Origin of the sequence: Micrococcus sp. UYEF5, assembly GCF_040546065.1 — a bacterium.
Lineage (GTDB): Bacteria > Actinomycetota > Actinomycetes > Actinomycetales > Micrococcaceae > Micrococcus > Micrococcus luteus.
This window is the reverse complement of record NZ_JBEPNB010000002.1, coordinates 230273-246681: the sequence shown is the minus strand read 5'-3', so window position 1 is coordinate 246681 and position 16409 is coordinate 230273. Positions and strand designations below refer to the sequence as shown.

The 16409-nt window shown below is 75.1% G+C and carries 14 protein-coding genes; 12 read left to right on the top strand and 2 right to left on the bottom strand.

What is annotated here, in order from left to right:
- Positions 1–10: 10 nt before the first annotated feature.
- Genes ABIB16_RS03135 through dop form a run of 3 tightly spaced genes read left to right on the top strand, consistent with a single transcriptional unit; the run spans position 11 to position 4548 of the window.
- Positions 11–1075, top strand: coding sequence for a tRNA (adenine-N1)-methyltransferase (locus ABIB16_RS03135; RefSeq protein ID WP_020627227.1), 1065 nt, complete (start codon positions 11–13; stop codon positions 1073–1075).
- Positions 1076–2830 carry a proteasome ATPase gene (arc, locus tag ABIB16_RS03130; protein ID WP_041103804.1) on the top strand — a complete coding sequence of 585 codons (1755 nt, stop codon included), beginning with the start codon at positions 1076–1078 and terminating at the stop codon, positions 2828–2830. It abuts the gene before it with no gap.
- Positions 2827–4548, top strand: coding sequence for a depupylase/deamidase Dop (gene dop / locus ABIB16_RS03125; protein WP_041103801.1), 1722 nt, complete (start codon positions 2827–2829; stop codon positions 4546–4548). The genes arc and dop overlap by 4 nt, the downstream gene beginning before the upstream one ends.
- Before the next feature lie 15 nt (positions 4549–4563).
- Here the strand turns inward: dop and ABIB16_RS03120 are convergent, their stop codons facing one another.
- Both ABIB16_RS03120 and ABIB16_RS03115 read right to left on the bottom strand, forming a co-directional pair.
- Positions 4564–5157, bottom strand: coding sequence for a cyclodeaminase/cyclohydrolase family protein (locus ABIB16_RS03120; RefSeq protein WP_041103799.1), 594 nt, complete (start codon positions 5155–5157; stop codon positions 4564–4566).
- A 40-nt stretch (positions 5158–5197) separates the two neighbouring features.
- The gene (locus tag ABIB16_RS03115; RefSeq protein WP_036384792.1) at positions 5198–5662 is read right to left on the bottom strand and encodes a pyrimidine dimer DNA glycosylase/endonuclease V; all 465 of its coding nucleotides are present in this window, start codon (positions 5660–5662) and stop codon (positions 5198–5200) included.
- Positions 5663–5786: 124 nt separating this feature from the next.
- On the opposite strand from ABIB16_RS03115, the gene ABIB16_RS03110 reads away from it, so the two are divergent.
- From ABIB16_RS03110 to ABIB16_RS03070, 9 genes are all read left to right on the top strand, one after another.
- Positions 5787–5978, top strand: coding sequence for a ubiquitin-like protein Pup (locus tag ABIB16_RS03110; protein ID WP_041103796.1), 192 nt, complete (start codon positions 5787–5789; stop codon positions 5976–5978).
- On the top strand, positions 5975–7369 hold the full coding sequence (gene pafA / locus ABIB16_RS03105) for a Pup--protein ligase (RefSeq protein ID WP_041103794.1): 1395 nt from the start codon (positions 5975–5977) through the stop codon (positions 7367–7369). Before ABIB16_RS03110 ends, pafA begins: the two co-directional genes overlap by 4 nt.
- A 37-nt stretch (positions 7370–7406) precedes the next feature.
- Entirely contained in the window at positions 7407–8498 is a 1092-nt protein-coding gene (locus ABIB16_RS03100; protein ID WP_041103792.1) for an FKBP-type peptidyl-prolyl cis-trans isomerase, read from the top strand.
- 32 nt (positions 8499–8530) lie between these two features.
- The gene (locus tag ABIB16_RS03095) at positions 8531–8926 is read left to right on the top strand and encodes an FKBP-type peptidyl-prolyl cis-trans isomerase (protein WP_010078659.1); all 396 of its coding nucleotides are present in this window, start codon (positions 8531–8533) and stop codon (positions 8924–8926) included.
- Positions 8927–8937: 11 nt separating this feature from the next.
- Entirely contained in the window at positions 8938–11037 is a 2100-nt protein-coding gene (locus ABIB16_RS03090; RefSeq protein WP_041103790.1) for a helix-turn-helix transcriptional regulator, read from the top strand.
- A 37-nt stretch (positions 11038–11074) separates the two neighbouring features.
- Positions 11075–11332 carry a twin-arginine translocase TatA/TatE family subunit gene (locus ABIB16_RS03085; protein WP_002855080.1) on the top strand — a complete coding sequence of 86 codons (258 nt, stop codon included), beginning with the start codon at positions 11075–11077 and terminating at the stop codon, positions 11330–11332.
- A 20-nt stretch (positions 11333–11352) separates the two neighbouring features.
- Positions 11353–12210, top strand: coding sequence for a twin-arginine translocase subunit TatC (tatC, locus tag ABIB16_RS03080; protein ID WP_041103787.1), 858 nt, complete (start codon positions 11353–11355; stop codon positions 12208–12210).
- 74 nt (positions 12211–12284) lie between these two features.
- Positions 12285–15275 (top strand): DEAD/DEAH box helicase, encoded by a 2991-nt coding sequence (locus ABIB16_RS03075; RefSeq protein ID WP_041103785.1) that lies wholly within the window; start codon positions 12285–12287, stop codon positions 15273–15275.
- Between the two features lie 19 nt (positions 15276–15294).
- The gene (locus ABIB16_RS03070) at positions 15295–16389 is read left to right on the top strand and encodes an amidohydrolase family protein (RefSeq protein ID WP_041103783.1); all 1095 of its coding nucleotides are present in this window, start codon (positions 15295–15297) and stop codon (positions 16387–16389) included.
- Positions 16390–16409: the final 20 nt, after the last annotated feature.

The window sequence follows — 16409 nt, the reverse complement described above, 5'->3', positions numbered from 1 at the left end:
GGAGCCCCCCATGACCGAACCCACCGGCGTGAGCGCGCGCCGCGGCCCCCTGCGGGCCGGCCAGCGCGTGCAGATCAAGGACGCGAAGGGCCGCCTCAACACGATCACCCTGCTGCCCGGCGGGGAGTTCCACAGCTACCAGGGCGTGCTGCGGCACGACGACCTGATCGGCGGCTTCGAGGGCGTCGTGGTCGAGAACTCGGCCGGCCAGCCGTACCAGGTGCTGCGCCCCCTGCTGAACGACTTCGTCCTGTCCATGCCCCGCGGCGCCACGGTGGTCTACCCGAAGGACGCGGCGCAGATCGTGCAGCAGGCGGACATCTTCCCGGGCGCCGTCGTGGTCGAGGCCGGCGTGGGCTCCGGCGCCCTGTCCATGTCCCTGCTGCGCGCCGTGGGCGACCACGGTCGCCTGCACTCCTACGAGCGCCGCCCGGAGTTCGCGGACGTCGCCCGGGCCAATGTGGAGGCCTTCTTCGGCGCCGAGCACCCCGCCTGGTCGGTGCACCTCGGCGACGCGCAGGAGGAGATGCCCAAGGTCCACGAGCCGGGCTCCGTGGACCGGGTGGTCCTGGACATGCTGGCCCCCTGGGAATGCCTCGACGCCGTCGCCGAGGTCCTGGCCCCCGGCGGTGTGTGGCTGAACTACGTGGCCACCGCCACCCAGCTCTCCCGCGTGGCCGAGGCCATCCGGGACTCGGGCCGCTTCACGCAGGTCGAGGCCAACGAGACCCTCGTGCGCGGCTGGCACCTGGACGGGCTCGCCGTGCGCCCCGACCACCGCATGGTCGCGCACACCGGCTTCCTCCTCACGGCCCGCCGCCTGGCCTCGGGCGAGGAGGCGCTGCGCCTGAAGAAGCGCTCCAAGGTCTCCGAGTTCAGAGCCGAGGACGTCGAGGCCTGGCAGCCGGCCGACGAGGCCCGGTGGACGCCCGAGGCCCTCGGCGAACGGCCGATCACAGACAAGAAGGCGCGCAAGGCGGCGAAGGAGGCCCGCCTCATGGCCGCGCGGTCACGCGCCGCCGAGCAGGGCGTGGACGCGTACGGTGGGAGGACCCCGACCGGGGAGCAGGACTGAGTGGACGGAGCACCGGTGGACCACCACGCGCAATCAGGCACGGAGCACGCCGAGCAGCGCCTCGCCGAGGCACGGGAGCTGCTGCGGCAATCCCAGGCCGAGGCCGAACGGCTGCGGCACCAGCTGCAGTCCGCCCAGCGGCACGCCGCCGGCCTGAGCGAACGCCGTCGGGCCGCCGAGGCCCAGACGCAGACGGCCGCCCGCAACAACCGGCGCATGGTCGAGCTGCTCGAGGCCACGCGCGCCGAGATCACGACGCTCAAGGAGAACCTGGACGCCGTCACGCATCCGCCGTTCACCTTCGCCACCCTCGAGGCCGTCCACGCCCCGCGCGAGCCCGAGGAGGGCGTGGAGACCGGCGCCGTGGTGCGCGGGGGAGCGGACGTCGTGCAGAACGGCCGGCGGCTGCGCGTGACGGTCTCCCCGCTGCTCGACGCCGCCCGCCTCACCCCCGGCGCCCAGGTGCTGCTGGACGAGTCCAGCTCGATCGTCGGCGTCGCCCCGGGCACGGGGTCGGGTCAGCTGCTGCGCGTCAAGGAGGCGCTGCCCGACGGCGGCCTCGTCCTGGCCGGCACGGCGGACGAGGAGCGCGTGGTGCGGCGCGCGCCCGCGCTGGAGGGCGTCGACCTGCGCCACGGGGACGCCGTCACCGTGGACGCCCGCGTCGAATGGGCGCTGCGGCGGGTCGAGCTGTCCGAGGTGGACGAGGTGCTGCTGGAAGAGGTCCCGGACGTCACGTTCGAGGACATCGGCGGCCTCGGCCCGCAGATCGACCGGATCCGCGAGGCCGTCGAGATCCCGTTCCTGCACCCCGAGGTCTACCGCGAGCACGGCCTGCGCGCCCCCAAGGGGATCATGCTGTACGGCCCGCCCGGCACCGGCAAGACCATGCTCGCCAAGGCCGTGGCCAACGCCCTCTCGGCCCGCAGCGCGGACGGCGAGCGCTCGTTCTTCCTCAACGTCAAGGGACCCGAGCTGCTGAACAAGTACGTGGGCGAGACCGAGCGGCAGATCCGCGTCATCTTCGACCGGGCCCGCGAGAAGGCCGACGCCGGCTTCCCCGTGGTCATCTTCTTCGACGAGATGGAGTCGCTGTTCCGCACGCGCGGCTCCGGCGTCTCCTCGGACGTGGAGACCACGATCGTCCCGCAGCTGCTCACCGAGATCGACGGCGTCGAGGCCCTCGAGAACGTGATCGTCATCGGCGCCTCCAACCGCGAGGACATGATCGACCCGGCCGTGCTCCGCCCCGGCCGACTGGACGTGAAGATCCGCGTGGACCGTCCCGACGCCGCCGGCGCCGCGGAGATCATGGCCAAACACCTCACCGCGGACGTGCCCCTGCACGCCGACGACGTCGTCGCGGCCGGCTCCGCGGACGCGGCCCGCGCGACGCTCATCGCCCGGACGGTCGCCGCCCTCTACGACCGCGGCGCGGACACCGCGCTGGCGGAGCTGACGGACGTGTCCGGCACGACCCACGCCCTGCACCTGGCCGACCTCGTCTCGGGCGCCGTGGTGGCCGACGTCGTGGACCGCGCCAAGCGGCACGCGGTGCGCGACTACCTGGCCGCCGGCCAGGCCCCGGCCGCGCTCGGCGTCCGCGAGGGCCACCTGCGCGAGGCCGTGGCCGCGGTGCTGGAGGACCAGACGGACCTCCTGGCCACGGTCGCGCCCGCCGAGTGGGCGCGCACCTCCGGCTGGCGCGGTCCTCGGCTGCGCTCGCTGCGCATGGTCCGGGGGGTCGAGGCATGAGCGCGTTCGGCCGCGGGGCCGCGGACGGCTTCGCCCGGGCCGTCGACGTCGGCCCGACCCCCGCCTTCGAGGGCCAGCGCCGGCTTTTCCACGGCGCGGCCGTTCCCCCGAACGGGCGGGACGCCGCCGGCTGGGGCGTGCACCGGGTGATGGGCACGGAGACCGAGTTCGGCATCCACGCGCCGGCCAACCCGGGGGCGCACCACAGCGTGCTCTCGGTCGAGCTCGTGAACGCGTACGCGGACCTGGCGACCCGGTCCGGCTCGGCGGTGGCCGGCACGGAGTGGGACTACACGGGGGAGTCGCCGCTCGTGGACGCCCGCGGCTGGCGGCTGCCGCGTTCGGCGGCGCACCCCTCGCAGCTGACCGACGAGGCGCTCGTGGGCCCGGACGGGGAGCCCGTGCACCTGCTGCTGTCCACCGTGCTGGCCAACGGCGCGCGCTGGTACGTGGACCACGCCCACCCGGAGTACTCGTCGCCGGAGACGACCACCCCGCGGGACGCCATGGTGTGGGACGCCGCCGGGGACCTGGTCGCCCAGGCGGCGGCCGAGCACATCGGCCAGGCCGAGGGCGCCCCGGAGGTGCTGGTCTACAAGAACAACGTGGACGGCAAGGGCCAGTCCTACGGCGCGCACGAGAACTACCTCGTGGCCCGGTCCCTCGACTTCGAGGAGCTCACCGCCGTCCTGCTGCCGTTCTTCGCGGCGCGGCAGGTGCTCGTGGGCGCGGGCCGCGTGGGACTCGGCCCGGCGGGGGAGCGGCCGGGCTTCCAGCTGTCCCAGCGGGCCGACTACTTCGAGGAGCCCGTGGGCCTGGAGACCACGATCCACCGGCCGATCGTCAACACGCGGGACGAGCCGCACGCCCGCCCCGAGGCCTACCGCCGGCTCCACGTGATCATCGGCGACGCGACGCTGAGCCAGCACGCCACGTGGCTGCGGATGGGCATGACCGCGCTCGTCCTCGCGATGGCCGAGGCCGGGACGGCGCCCCGGCTCACCCTGGACGACCCGGTGGCCGCGTTGCAGACGATCAGCCACGACCCGGGCCTGCGGGCCACGGTGCCCCTGCTCGAACGCACCGCGGACGGCCCCGTGCGCCGGCACTGGACCGGGCTGCAGATCCTGCGGTCCTACCTGGACGCGGCCCGCGCCCACTGCGCCGCCTTCGGGGCGGCGGATCCGCAGACGCGCGAAGTGCTGGACGCCTGGGCCGTCGACCTCGACGACGCCACCGCGGATCCGCTGTCCCTGAGCGACCGCGCCGACTGGGCGGCCAAGCTGCGCGTCCTCGAGGGCCTGCGGGCCCGCACGGGCGCGGACTGGACCGACCCCCGCCTCGCGATGGTGGACCTGCAGTACGCCGACCTCCGCCCGGCCCGCTCCCTGCACCGCCGCCTCGTGGCCGCCGGCGCCCTCCGGACGCTCGCCGATGAGGCGGAGATCCGTGCCGCCGTCGCCACGCCGCCGCGGGCCACCCGCGCGTGGACCCGCGGCAACCTCGTGGGCCGCCACGGTGACCGCGTGGCCGGCGCCGCGTGGGAGACGCTGCTGCTGCGCGGGGCGGGGGAGCGGGTGCACCGGCTGCACCTGGCCGAGCCGCTGGTCGGCGCCGCCGTGGACCTGCCCGGCTGGTGGGAGGACGCCGCCGCGCCCCGGCCCGACGACGAGGCGCTCGTGGCCACGCTGGCGCCGCTGTTCGGCGCACGGGCCTGAGGCGGGGGCGGGCGCTCAGCCCGTGACGGCCGCGCGCACGCGGCCCAGCAGGGCGTCCGCCCGCGCGACGAGACGGTCCGCCCGGTCGACGTCGGTGCGCAGGACGCCCTCCAGGCCCTCGTCGCGGAGGGGGCCCAGGTTGGTCTCGAGGGTCACCGCGGCGGCGGTGAGGCCGCCCCGGACGCAGCCGAGCGCCGCACCGACGTCGGAGAGCACGTTCGGGTTCGCCGCGTCCAGCACACGCTCGGCCAGGTCCAGTGCACGCGCGGCGGCATCGACGATCCCGCGGGGTGGCCGGACGGCCTCGGCCAGGGCGGCCTGGATCGCGGCCGAGCGCCGGGCCCGGTCCTCCGGGGTGTCGCGGGGCAGCCCGAACGCCTCGGCCACGGCGCCGAAGCCCCGCTCGTCGCCGTCGGCGAGGCCGAGGCACGCCGCGATCAGGCCCTCCGATGCCCGGGCGTCCTCCTCGGCTGCGCTGAACCGGGCCGCCATGGCCAGCAGTCCGGCGCCCTCGGCGACCGCCAGCGCGCCCGTCGCGCCGCCACCGGGGGTGGGCTCGCCGGAGGCGAGGCGGCCCAGATAGCTCTCGATGCTCTCGTCGCGGATCATGCCCCCACGGTGCCAGACCGGGCCCGACCGCGGCCCGCCCTCAGGCGCGCTCCCAGGACGCGACCGGCCCCGGGACGATCGTGAACAGCGGGTGCACGTCGGGGACGGGCGTGTCCGACCACTGTTCGAGCCAGGCGGGGCTGCGCGCGGCCAGCTTGGCGCACAGGTGACGCCACTCCAGGTCGCGCTGGCCCGTGGTGGCCGGGATCGGTGCGAGACCGGCGGGCGGGATGCGCACGGCGCCGTCGGGGGCGGGGCACGGCCGGTCGATCCGGGAGTGATCGAAGCGATAGCCGCGCGCCGTGGCCTCGGCCTCGAGGCCGGAGAGGAACGCACCGACGGCGCCGGACGGGTCCGGGTGCTCCCGGAACCTCAGCAGCTGCGGGTGGTCCCGATATCCGCGCGTGCGGCCGGCCAGGACGGCCTGCGCGAGCAGGGCCTCGCGCCAGGCGCCCGTCAGGCCCTGGCGGTCGAGGTGGCGGGGATGAAGGGTCCACAGGCGCATGCCCCCATCCTGCCAGCGTGGGGCAACCCGGGGACGTGGGGCTGAAACGTGGCCCGCGCGTGGGGCAGGATGGGTGGACGCGGACGGAGCACACCGACCCGCGTCGACGCACGAGGAGGCCACCATGTCCCAGGAGCAGATCCGCCCACGCCCGTCCGGCGGCGACGACGAGACCGGCGCCGCGGCGGGCCAGGCGCACGTGAAGCCCGCGGCCCAGGACCAGGGCCTGGACAGCCTGCTGGACGAGATCGACTCGGTGCTGGTGTCCAACGCCGAGGAGTTCGTCAAGGGCTTCGTCCAGAAGGGCGGCCAGTGACCGACGCGGACCGCGCCCGCCGGATCCTCGGGCTGGAGACGGAGTACGGCGTCCAGCATTGGAACCCGCAGGGGCGCCCGCTCAGTCCCGAAGAGGTCGTCCGCTACCTCTTCCGGCCCGTCGTCGAGTGGGGGAGGTCCTCGAACGTGTTCGTGGCCAACGGCTCCCGGCTCTATCTCGACGTCGGCTCCCACCCCGAGTACGCGACCGCCGAGTGCTCGACGCTCGACGAGCTCATCGCCTCGGACGGGGCGGGGGACCTGCTGCTGCACGACCTCGTGGTCCAGGCCGAGGAGCGCATGGCCGCGGACGGGGTCGGCGGCCGGATCCACCTCTACCGCAACAACGCCGACTCCTCGGGCAGCTCCTACGGCTCCCACGAGAACTACCTGCTGCGCCGGCGCACCGAGTACCGGCGGCTCACCGAGGCGCTCGTCCCGTTCCTCGTCTCCCGGCAGATCCTCGTGGGCGCGGGCCGCGTCGTGCCCGCCGGCACGTGGCCCGAGGGCGAGGGCCCGGCCCACTTCGCGTTCTCCCAGCGCGCCGACTTCGTGCAGGACGGCGTGTCCTCCTCCACCACGCGGTCCCGGCCGATCATCAACACGCGGGACGAGCCGCACGCGGACGCCTCCGAGTACCGGCGCCTCCACGTGATCGTGGGGGACACGAACCTCTCCGAGCACACCCACCTGCTGCGCTTCGGCGCCACCGACCTGCTGCTGCGGATGATCGAGGCGGGCTTCCCGCTCGGGGACCGCGTCGTCGCCCACCCCACCCGCGCGGTGCGGCAGATCTCCCACGACCTCACCGGCACGGCCCGCATCGCGCTCCGGGAGGGGGAGGCCTCCGCCCTCGAGCTGCAGGAGCACTACCTCGAGCGGGCCCGCGCCTTCGTCGCCGCGGAGGGTGCCCACCACGACCGGGTGGGGGAGGTCCTCACCCTGTGGGGCGAGGTGCTCGACGCCGTCCGCACCGGTGACCGGTCCCGCATCGAGGACCGCATCGACTGGGCGATCAAGCTGCGCCTGCTGGAGGACTACCGGGCCCGCCACGACCTGGGTTGGGACGCGCCCCGCCTCGCCCAGCTGGACCTGGCCTTCCACGACATCGACCCCGACCGGGGGCTGTTCCGCCTGCTGCTGCGGCGCGGCGCCGTCGCGCGCCTGCTGCCCGAGGACGCCGCCCGGTCCGCCGTGGAGACCGCCCCGCCCACCACCCGGGCCCGCGTGCGCGCGGACTTCGTGGCCCGCGCCCGGGAGCGCGGCCTGGACTACGCCGTCGACTGGACGACCCTGAAGCTCACCGACCATCCGCTGCACGCGATCGTGACGAAGGACCCGTTCGACACGTCGTCGGCCGCCGTCGACCGGCTGTTCGAGCGGATCGCCTGACAGCGCGCGTCCAGGACGCGCCGTTAGGGTGACCCGCATGAGTTCGTTCGAGACCCCCCAGCCCCCGACGGCCCGCCGCCGTCGCCGCCTGCTGCCGCTGCTGTCCCTCGGCGCCGCAGGCCTGATGCTGGCCACCGCCTGCGCCACCGGCGACGACGGCGCGGACCAGCCCCACAGTGACACCGCGTCGGCCTCCACGTCGGCCGCCCCCGAGCGGGCGGCCGTCGGCGAGGGCCAGGGGGAGCCGGACGCCCTGACGGGTGTCACCTTCACGGAGGGCGACGGCGGGGCGCCGACGGTCGAGATCGACGGGGAGATCGACACCGACCAGCCCACCACGCGCGTGCTGACCGCCGGCGAGGGGGAGCAGGTGCAGGAGGGCGACGTCCTGAAGATGTCGATCGCCGTCGTCGATCCGGCCAGCGGCGAGGTGGTCGCCGAGAACTTCAGCGGCGAACCGGAAGCCGTGCCCGTGGACGACCAGCTCAAGTCCATGAACCCGGAGATCCACGAGATGCTGGTGGGCAACGGCGCCGGCACGATCGTCGCCGCGTACAGCCCCGAGTACGACGTCTCCGTCCCGCAGACCGAGAGCGCGTCGCCGAGCGCCTCCCCCTCCACCCAGACGCAGCCCGCCCAGCTGTTCGTCTACAAGATCGACGCCATCCTGCCGAAGCAGGCCGAGGGCGAAGAGGTGACCGAGCGGGACGAGCGCCTGCCCGACGTCACCGTGGACGAGGAGAGCGGCCGGCCGAGCATCGCGAAGCCCGACGGCGAGGCGCCCCAGGAGCTGGTGGTCCAGCCCCTGATCGAGGGCGAGGGCCGCGAGGTCGGCGCGGACGACACCGTGACCGTGCAGTATGAGGGCGTGACGTGGTCCGACGGTGAGGTCTTCGACTCGTCCTGGGAGACGGGTCAGGCCATCACGTTCTCCCTCAACCAGGTCATCGAGGGCTGGAAGGAGGGTCTGGCCGGCCAGAAGGTGGGCTCGCGCGTCCTCCTGTCGATCCCGGCCGAGAAGGCCTACGGTGAGCAGGGCAGCCCGCCGGACATCGGCGAGAACGAGCCCCTGCTGTTCGTGGTGGACATCCTGGACGCCCAGGCGTCCGCCACCCCGTCGGCGAACTGACCCCGTCCACGAGAACCCAAGAGGAGAGCACCGTGTCCTTCGGACAGCGCGACTACGACCGCACCAAGCCCGAGATCGACTTCCCGGGCGAGACCCCGCCCACCGAGCTCGTGGTGGAGGACCTGATCGAGGGCTCCGGCCCGGCCGTCGAGGCCGGCTCCCGCGTGCAGGTCCACTACGTGGGCGTGGCCTGGTCCACCGGCGAGGAGTTCGACGCCTCGTGGAACCGCGGCACCCCGCTGCCCCTGACCGTCGGCGTCGGCCAGGTCATCGCCGGCTGGGACCAGGGCCTGCTCGGCATGAAGGTCGGCGGCCGCCGCCGCCTCGAGATCCCGCCGCACCTGGGCTACGGCGCCCGCGGCGCCGGCTCCGCGATCGGGCCGAACGAGACGCTCATCTTCGTCTGCGACCTCGTCTCGGTCGACTGACCCCGGGCCCCGTGACCCCACCCGCCCCGCGGCGCGCCGGCGACGAGGCCGCCGAGCGCATCATCTCGCTGCTGTGGCTGCTGCTCTCGGCACCGCACGGTCTCGAGCGTGACCGGATCCGACGGCAGGTCGTCGGCTATGAGGGGCTCACGGACGCCGCCTTCGAGAAGCTCTTCCAGCGGGACCGCCGCGTGCTGCGCGCCGTGGGGGTCCCGCTGGAGACGCTCGAACCCGCGGGCTTCGACGAGGGCGAGGCGGGGGTGCGGCACCGCGTCGTCCGCGATGCGCTGCTGCTGCGCGACCTCGACCTGACCGTGGACGAGCGCCGCGCCCTCGTGCGGGCGCGGCGCCTGTGGGGCGACTCGCCGCTGCGCGCCGACGTCGTCCGCGCCGTGGGCCTGCTGTTCCAGCCGGCCACCGACCTCACGGGCGACGACGAGCTGGCCGGGTACCACACCCTCATGCCCCGGGCCGACCCCCGGCTCGAGGCCCTCACCCAGGCCGTGGCCGACGAGGCCGTGCTGCGCTTCCCCTACCGCGACGCGCGGGGGCGGGCCACCCGGCGCACCGTGCGGGCCTGGTTCCTCACCCTCGTGCGCGGCCGCTGGTACCTCACCGGCTGGGACCTCGACCGCGGCGCCGAGCGCAGCTTCCGGCTCACCCGGATGGAGGGGGAGCCGCGCCGCGTCGAGCGGGCGACGGACGCCCCCGGCCGTCCCGAGGACCACGACCACGCCGGCCTCGTGGCGCGCCTGGCCGGGCAGGCCGACGCCGAGCGGGTCCGGGTGTGGCTCGCGCCCGGCCGGGGTCAGGGCGTCCGCGCGGTCGGTGAGCCGGCCGAGCCCCGGGTCGAGGACGGCGCCGCACCGGGGCCCGACTGGGAGCTCTGGGAGGCCCCCGCCGGACCGCGCGAGGACGGCCTCGCCGCGGAGATCGGCGGCCTGCTGGGCCGGGCCGTGCCCTCGGCCGCGCACCCGGACCTGACCGACCGCGTCCGCGCGGGCCTGGCCGCCGCGGCGGAGACCCACGCCGGTCCCGCCGACCCGGCCCTGCTCGAGGTGGCGCTCGCCGCGCCCGTCCGGCGCCGCGCCCGCGACTCGAGCGAGGACCTCGTGGGCCGCCTGCTGGACATCGTGGGGCTGGCCAACCGGGCCGGTGGGGTGGACCGGGCGGAGCTGCGCGCGCGTCTCGGGGTCACCGACGAGCGCCTCGACGCCGACCTCGAGACGCTGCGCTACTGCGGCATGCCCGAGCGCGACTTCCCCGGCTTCCAGTTCGAGGTGGCGGAGGTGGCCGGCCGCGTCCACGTGGAGCGCGCCGCCGACCTGGCCGGTCCCGTGCGGCTGACGCGCCCCGAGGCGCACAGCCTCGTGGCCGCCCTGCAGACGGTCGCGGACCTGCCGGTGCTGGACGAGGCCGACCGCGAGGCCGCTCGCTCCGCCCAGCGCCGGATCCGCGCCGCGGTCCTGGACGCGGGGGCCCCGGATGCGGACGACGCGGACGACGCCGCCCTCCGGGAGGCCGAGGCGCACACCGCCGGCGAGCCCCCGGTCGCCGTCGCCGCCCACTGGGACGTGGCCGTGGACCCCGCGACGGTGCGCACCCTGCTGGCCGCCGTGGCGGAGCGGGCCGTCGTGCACCTGACCTACCGCTCCGTGCATGCCGATGCCCTCACCGAGCGGGACGTGGAGCCGCTGGCCCTGGTGCAGGACGGGGCGCGCCTCTACCTGCAGGCGTGGTGCCGTCGCGCCGAGGACCACCGGGTGTTCCGGGTGGACCGGATCAGCGCGCCCGCACCCACGGGGGAGACGTTCGCGCCCCGGGCTCGGCCCGCGCGCTGGCGGGTCCATCCCGACGACGCCGCGGGGGTGCCGGTGCTGCTGCGCTGGGCCCATCCCGTCCGCGACGCGGCCGCCGGCTACCGCCCGGACGCCCAGGCCGACCTGCCCGACGGCGACCGGCTCACCCGGGTGCATCTGACCGACGCCGCCGTGGCGGCCGCGCTGGTCGGACGCCACGGCGGCGCCGTCGAGGTGCTGGCCCCCGCCGACCTCCGGACGTCCGTGGCGGACGCGCTGGGCGATGCCCTCGCGGCCCTGCCGGCGCGGTAGCCTGGACCCCGGAACCCCATCGAAAGGACCCTTCATCATGGCTGGACTCCAGGGCTGGCAGCTCGTCATCATCATCCTGCTCGCGATCCTGCTCTTCGCGGCGCCGAAGCTGCCCGCGATGGCCCGCAACCTCGGCCAGTCGATGCGCATCTTCTCCTCCGAGGTGAAGCAGATGCGCACCGAGGGCAAGGGCACCACGGACGAGCGCTCCGGCGCCGGTTCCACCGCCGCGGACGAGCCGGTCGAGGGCCGCGTCGTCGAGCGTGACGAGACCGACCCGCGCGACCCGCGCTGAGCCGGAAGGACCCCCACCCGATGACCGAGGTCGACGAGGTCGCCCGCCGCACCCGGCGCCGCCGGAAGCGGCGGGACAACCCCACCGGCGAGATGCCGCTGCGCGAGCACCTCACGGAGCTGCGCAACCGACTGCTGAAGTCGGCGCTCGCCGTCGCGGTCGGCATGGTGATCGGCTTCCTCGTCTACCAGCCGGTCATGGCGGAGCTGTTCCGCCCGGTCAAGGAGATCGCCAGCCAGGGACACACGGCGGCCGTCGCCTATGACACGGTGGCCTCGCCGTTCGACCTCATGCTCAAGGTCAGCATGTTCATCGGGCTCATCCTGTCCAGCCCGGTCTGGCTCTACCAGATCTGGGCATTCATCGTGCCGGGTCTGAAGAAGGCCGAGAAGAAGTACGCCCTGGGCTTCATCGCCGCGGCCGTGCCCCTGTTCATCTTCGGCATCGCGCTGGGGTGGCTCGTGATGCCGCAGGCCGTCCAGTTCTTCGTGGGCTTCACTCCCGAGGGCGGCGCGAACCTCCCGACGGCGTCGGTGTACATCAGCTTCGTCACGCGTCTCTACCTCGCGTTCGGCGTGGCCATGGTCCTGCCGGTGCTGCTGGTGGGACTGAACATGCTCGGCATCCTGCCGGGCCGCACGATCGTCCACCACTGGCGCATCACCGTCTTCGTGATCATGCTGATCGCCGCGATCGCCGCCCCCGGTGCGGACGCCATCTCCATGTTCTACATGGCGATCCCGCTCGTCGTCCTCTTCGGCGTGGCCATCGTCCTGTGCCTGTGGGGGGACCGTCGTCGTGACCGCCGCTCGGGGCAGCGCGAGGTGGACGTCGAGGCGGAGCTCGCCGAAGGCCCGAAGCCGCTCGATCAGATCTGAGCGTCGTACGCGGCGGCCCTCCCGCCCGGACGCACGACCACGACGGCGTCCGGACCCGCCAGTAGGGTGGGGCCATGGCCCACCATCCCGCGTCCGCGACCCCGCACGACGAACCCGAGCTGAGCCCGGCGGGGCGCTACGCCCGTGCCCGGGCGGCCCGGCACCATGCCGGCTCCGAGCTCGGCCGGTTCGCCGCACGCGTGGGCTTCCCCCTCGACGACTTCCAGCGCCGCGCGTGCGCCGAGGTCGAGGACGGCCACGGCGTCCTCGTCGCGGCGCCCACCGGTGCCGGCAAGACGGTGGTCGGCGAGTTCGCCGTCCACCTGGCCCTGGCCCGCGGCACGAAGGCGTTCTACACCACCCCCATCAAGGCCCTCAGCAACCAGAAGCACGCGGACCTCGCCCGCGTGCACGGCGCGGAGAACGTCGGCCTGCTCACGGGGGACACCTCCGTCAATCCGGACGCGCCCGTCGTCGTGATGACCACCGAGGTGCTGCGCAACATGCTGTACGCGCAGTCGGACACCCTCATCGACCTCGGCTTCGTCGTCATGGACGAGGTCCACTACCTCGCCGACCGGTTCCGGGGACCGGTGTGGGAGGAGGTCATCATCCACCTGCCCGAGCACGTGCAGCTGATCTCCCTGTCCGCCACGGTGTCCAACGCCGAGGAGTTCGGCGCCTGGCTCGACACGGTCCGGGGCGCCACCACCGTGATCGTCTCGGAACACCGGCCGGTGCCGCTGTGGCAGCACATCATGGCCGGGGGCCGGCTCTACGACCTGTTCGCCGAGGACATCGCCTTCGAGGACGCCGCGGACCGGGACGGGGAGGCCCTGCTCAACCCCGAGCTCAAGCGCCTGGGGGAGGAGGCCGAGCGCCGGTTCCAGCGCGCCGACTGGGGGCGCCCCGGGCGGCAGCAGCACCGCGACGGGCGCGGGGGCGGCACGAAGGGGCGGGCCAGGGGCGGCCGGCACACGGGTCGCGACGGCGGCCGGGGCCGGACCGGCTCGTCCGCACTGGACCGGGAGCGGCCGGTCTCCGGTCGGCCGGGCGGTCACGACGGCGGCCCGCGGCGCGGACCGCGGCTGTCCACGTCGCGTCCGGAGATGATCCGGGTCCTCGACCGCGACGGGCTGCTGCCATGCATCACCTTCATCTTCTCCCGGACCGGCTGCGACGCCGCCGTGGAGCAGTGCCTGCGGGCCGGGCTCGACCTCACCACGGCGCGGGAGAAGGCGCTCGTGGCCGAGCGGGTCGAGGAGGCGGCGCGCCTGCTGCCCGTCGAGGACCTGGAGATCCTCGGGTTCTGGGCGTGGCGGGACGGCCTGTCCCGGGGCTTCGCGGCCCACCACGCCGGCATGCTGCCCCCGTTCAAGGAGGCCGTCGAGGACCTGTTCACCGCCGGCGCGCTCAAGGCCGTGTTCGCCACGGAGACCCTCGCCCTCGGCATCAACATGCCGGCCCGCTCCGTGGTGATCGAGAAGCTGGTCAAGTTCAACGGCGAGAACCACGTCGACATCACGCCGGGGGAGTACACCCAGCTGACGGGCCGGGCGGGCCGCCGCGGCATCGACGTCGAGGGCCACGCCGTGGTGATGTGGCGTCCCGGGCTGGACCCGGCCGCCGTCGCGCGCCTGGCCTCGCGCCGCACGTACCCGCTGCGCTCCTCGTTCCGGCCCACCTACAACATGTCCGCTAATCTGCTGGCGCAGGTCGGCGCGGAGCAGGCGCGGGGCATCCTCGAGTCCTCGTTCGCCCAGTTCCAGGCGGACCGCTCCGTGGTGGGCCTGGCCCGCGAGCTCCGTTCGAAGCAGGCCAGCCTCGAGAAGTACGAGGAGGCCATGCAGTGTCACCTCGGCGACTTCGCCGAGTACCTCACCCTGCGCAAGGAGCTCGCGGCCGCGGAGAAGTCCGGCTCGCAGGGACGCCGTCGAGCCCACCTGGCCGCCGTGAAGGACTCGCTCGCGAACCTCGCGGTCGGGGACGTCGTCGAGCTCGATGCCGGCCGCTCACTCGGCCGGGCCGTCGTCGTGTTCCCCGCCGGCAACCCCCAGAATCCGCGCGTCGGCGTCGTCACGGACAAGGCGCAGCTGCGCCGCATCACGGTGGACGACGTCGCCGGGCCGGTCGAGCCGGTGGCAGGCGCCGCCCTGCCCCAGGTGGTGCAGGTGAAGACGCCCGCGCAGCGCAAGGACGTCGCCGCGCTCATGCGCGAGGCCGTGCGCACGGGCCGCCCGCCCGCCGGAGGCCGCAGCACGGCGGGCTTCCGCCTCCGGGAGGACCCGGCCGCGCCCCGGGTCGAGGAGCTGCGCCGGGCGCTGCGCCGCCACCCGTGCCACGGCTGCCAGGACCGCGAGGAGCACGCCCGCTGGGGCGACCGCTGGTGGGCCATGCGGCGGGAGGTCTCCGTCCTGAGGGAGCGCATCGCGGGCCGCACCAACACCATCGCCCGCACGTTCGACCGCGTGGTCGGTCTGCTGCGCGCCTACGGCTACGTGCAGGAGGACGCGCCCTCACCCCGTGCGGCGCTCACGGAGCGCGGCGGGGCCCTGCGCCGGATCTACGGCGAGCGGGACCTGTTCACCTCGCTGGTGCTGCAGGATCCGGCCATGGACGGCCTGACGCCGGAGGAGTGGGCCGCCGTCGCCGCGCTGCTCGTGTACCAGGGCAAGGGGGAGACCGAGCCCGGACTGGTCCCGATGCCGACCCCCCGGCTCGCGCGCGTCGCGGAGGCCGCCGAGCGCATCGAGGAGCGCCTGCGCACGGACGAGGCCCAGGCCCGGCTCGAGCCGACGCCCCGGACGGACCCCGGGCTGGTGGCACCCATGCACCGCTGGGTGCGGGGCGCCACCCTGCGCCGCACCCTTGACGGCGCGGACCTCGCCGCGGGCGACTTCGTCCGCTGGGCGCGGCAGGTCATCGACGTGCTGGGCCAGCTGGCCAACGTCCCCGGGGACACCCGTCGCAGCCGTGCCTGCCGCCGGGCCGCGGACCTCGTCTCCCGCGGCGTCGTGGCCACCTCGCTGCCGGCGGCCTCGGCGCCGCGCGCGGACGAGGACTGACACGGGCTAGGGTGGGCGGGTGAGCGCACACCTGTTGACCCGCGGCATCATCCACTCGACGACGGACCCGTACGCACAGGCGCTGCTGGTCCGGGACGGGATGATCGCCTGGCTCGGCGCGGACGACTCCGCGGACCGCGTGGCCGACCCGGGTGACGAACGGCGGGACCTCGACGGCGCCGTCGTCGTGCCCGTGTTCGTCGAGCCGCTGGCCCGGCCCGCGGACGCGCGGGACGCGCTGAGCCGCGGCACCGCCGTCGTGACGGTCCTGGCCGGGCCCGAGGACACGGGCGCCGCGCCCGCCGACGAGGACGTCCAGACCGTCGTCTACCGGCACGCCGACCGCGTGGACGCCGAGGCGGCCGGGGTGTGGCTGCCCGTCGGGACCGACACCGACCCCGCCACGCTCACCGGCCTCCTGACGGCCTCGACCCAGGCGGGGGAGCAGGCCTACCTCGTCCCCGACGGCGGTGCGGACGCCGGGCCCGCCGCCCAGGACGTGGCCCTGACCGCCCTGCGCTCGGTCGCGGAGGAACTCGGCACCGCCGCCCTGGGCCGCGTGCGCCATCGGCTCGTGGTCACCCACCCGGTCACCGCCGAGGACCGCGCCTTCCTGGCCGCCGCCGGGGTCAGCGCCACCGTCGTCCCCGACGCGGACGGCGTGCTGCACGCCCCCGTGGCGAGCCTGCTGGCCGACGCCGTCACCGTGTGCCTGGGCGCCGGCCCGGCCGGGGACCCGTGGGCCGCCGTCCGGTCGGCGCTGTCCCACCCCGACCCGGACGAGCGCATCTCCGCCCGCTCCGCCTTCGCCGCCGCGACCCGCACCCCGCTGCGCGCGCTGCCCGACGCTCCGGCGGCACGCCTGTCCGTCGCCCCGCGCCTGAGCGTGTCGGCCCCGGCCGTGTTCGGCGTCTGGGACGCCGACGCGGTCGCTGTGCAGTCGCCGGACGGCCGGGTGGCGGCGTGGAGCACGGACACCCGGGCCGGCACGCCGCTGCTGCCGGCCCTCGACGCCGAGACCGCCCTGCCCCGCTGGCGGGCCACCTGGGTGGACGGCCGGATCGCCGCGGAGGACGTGGCCCGCGACGCTCACGACGCCGCGACGCCGGCCTGAGACCTCCGCTTCCTATACTC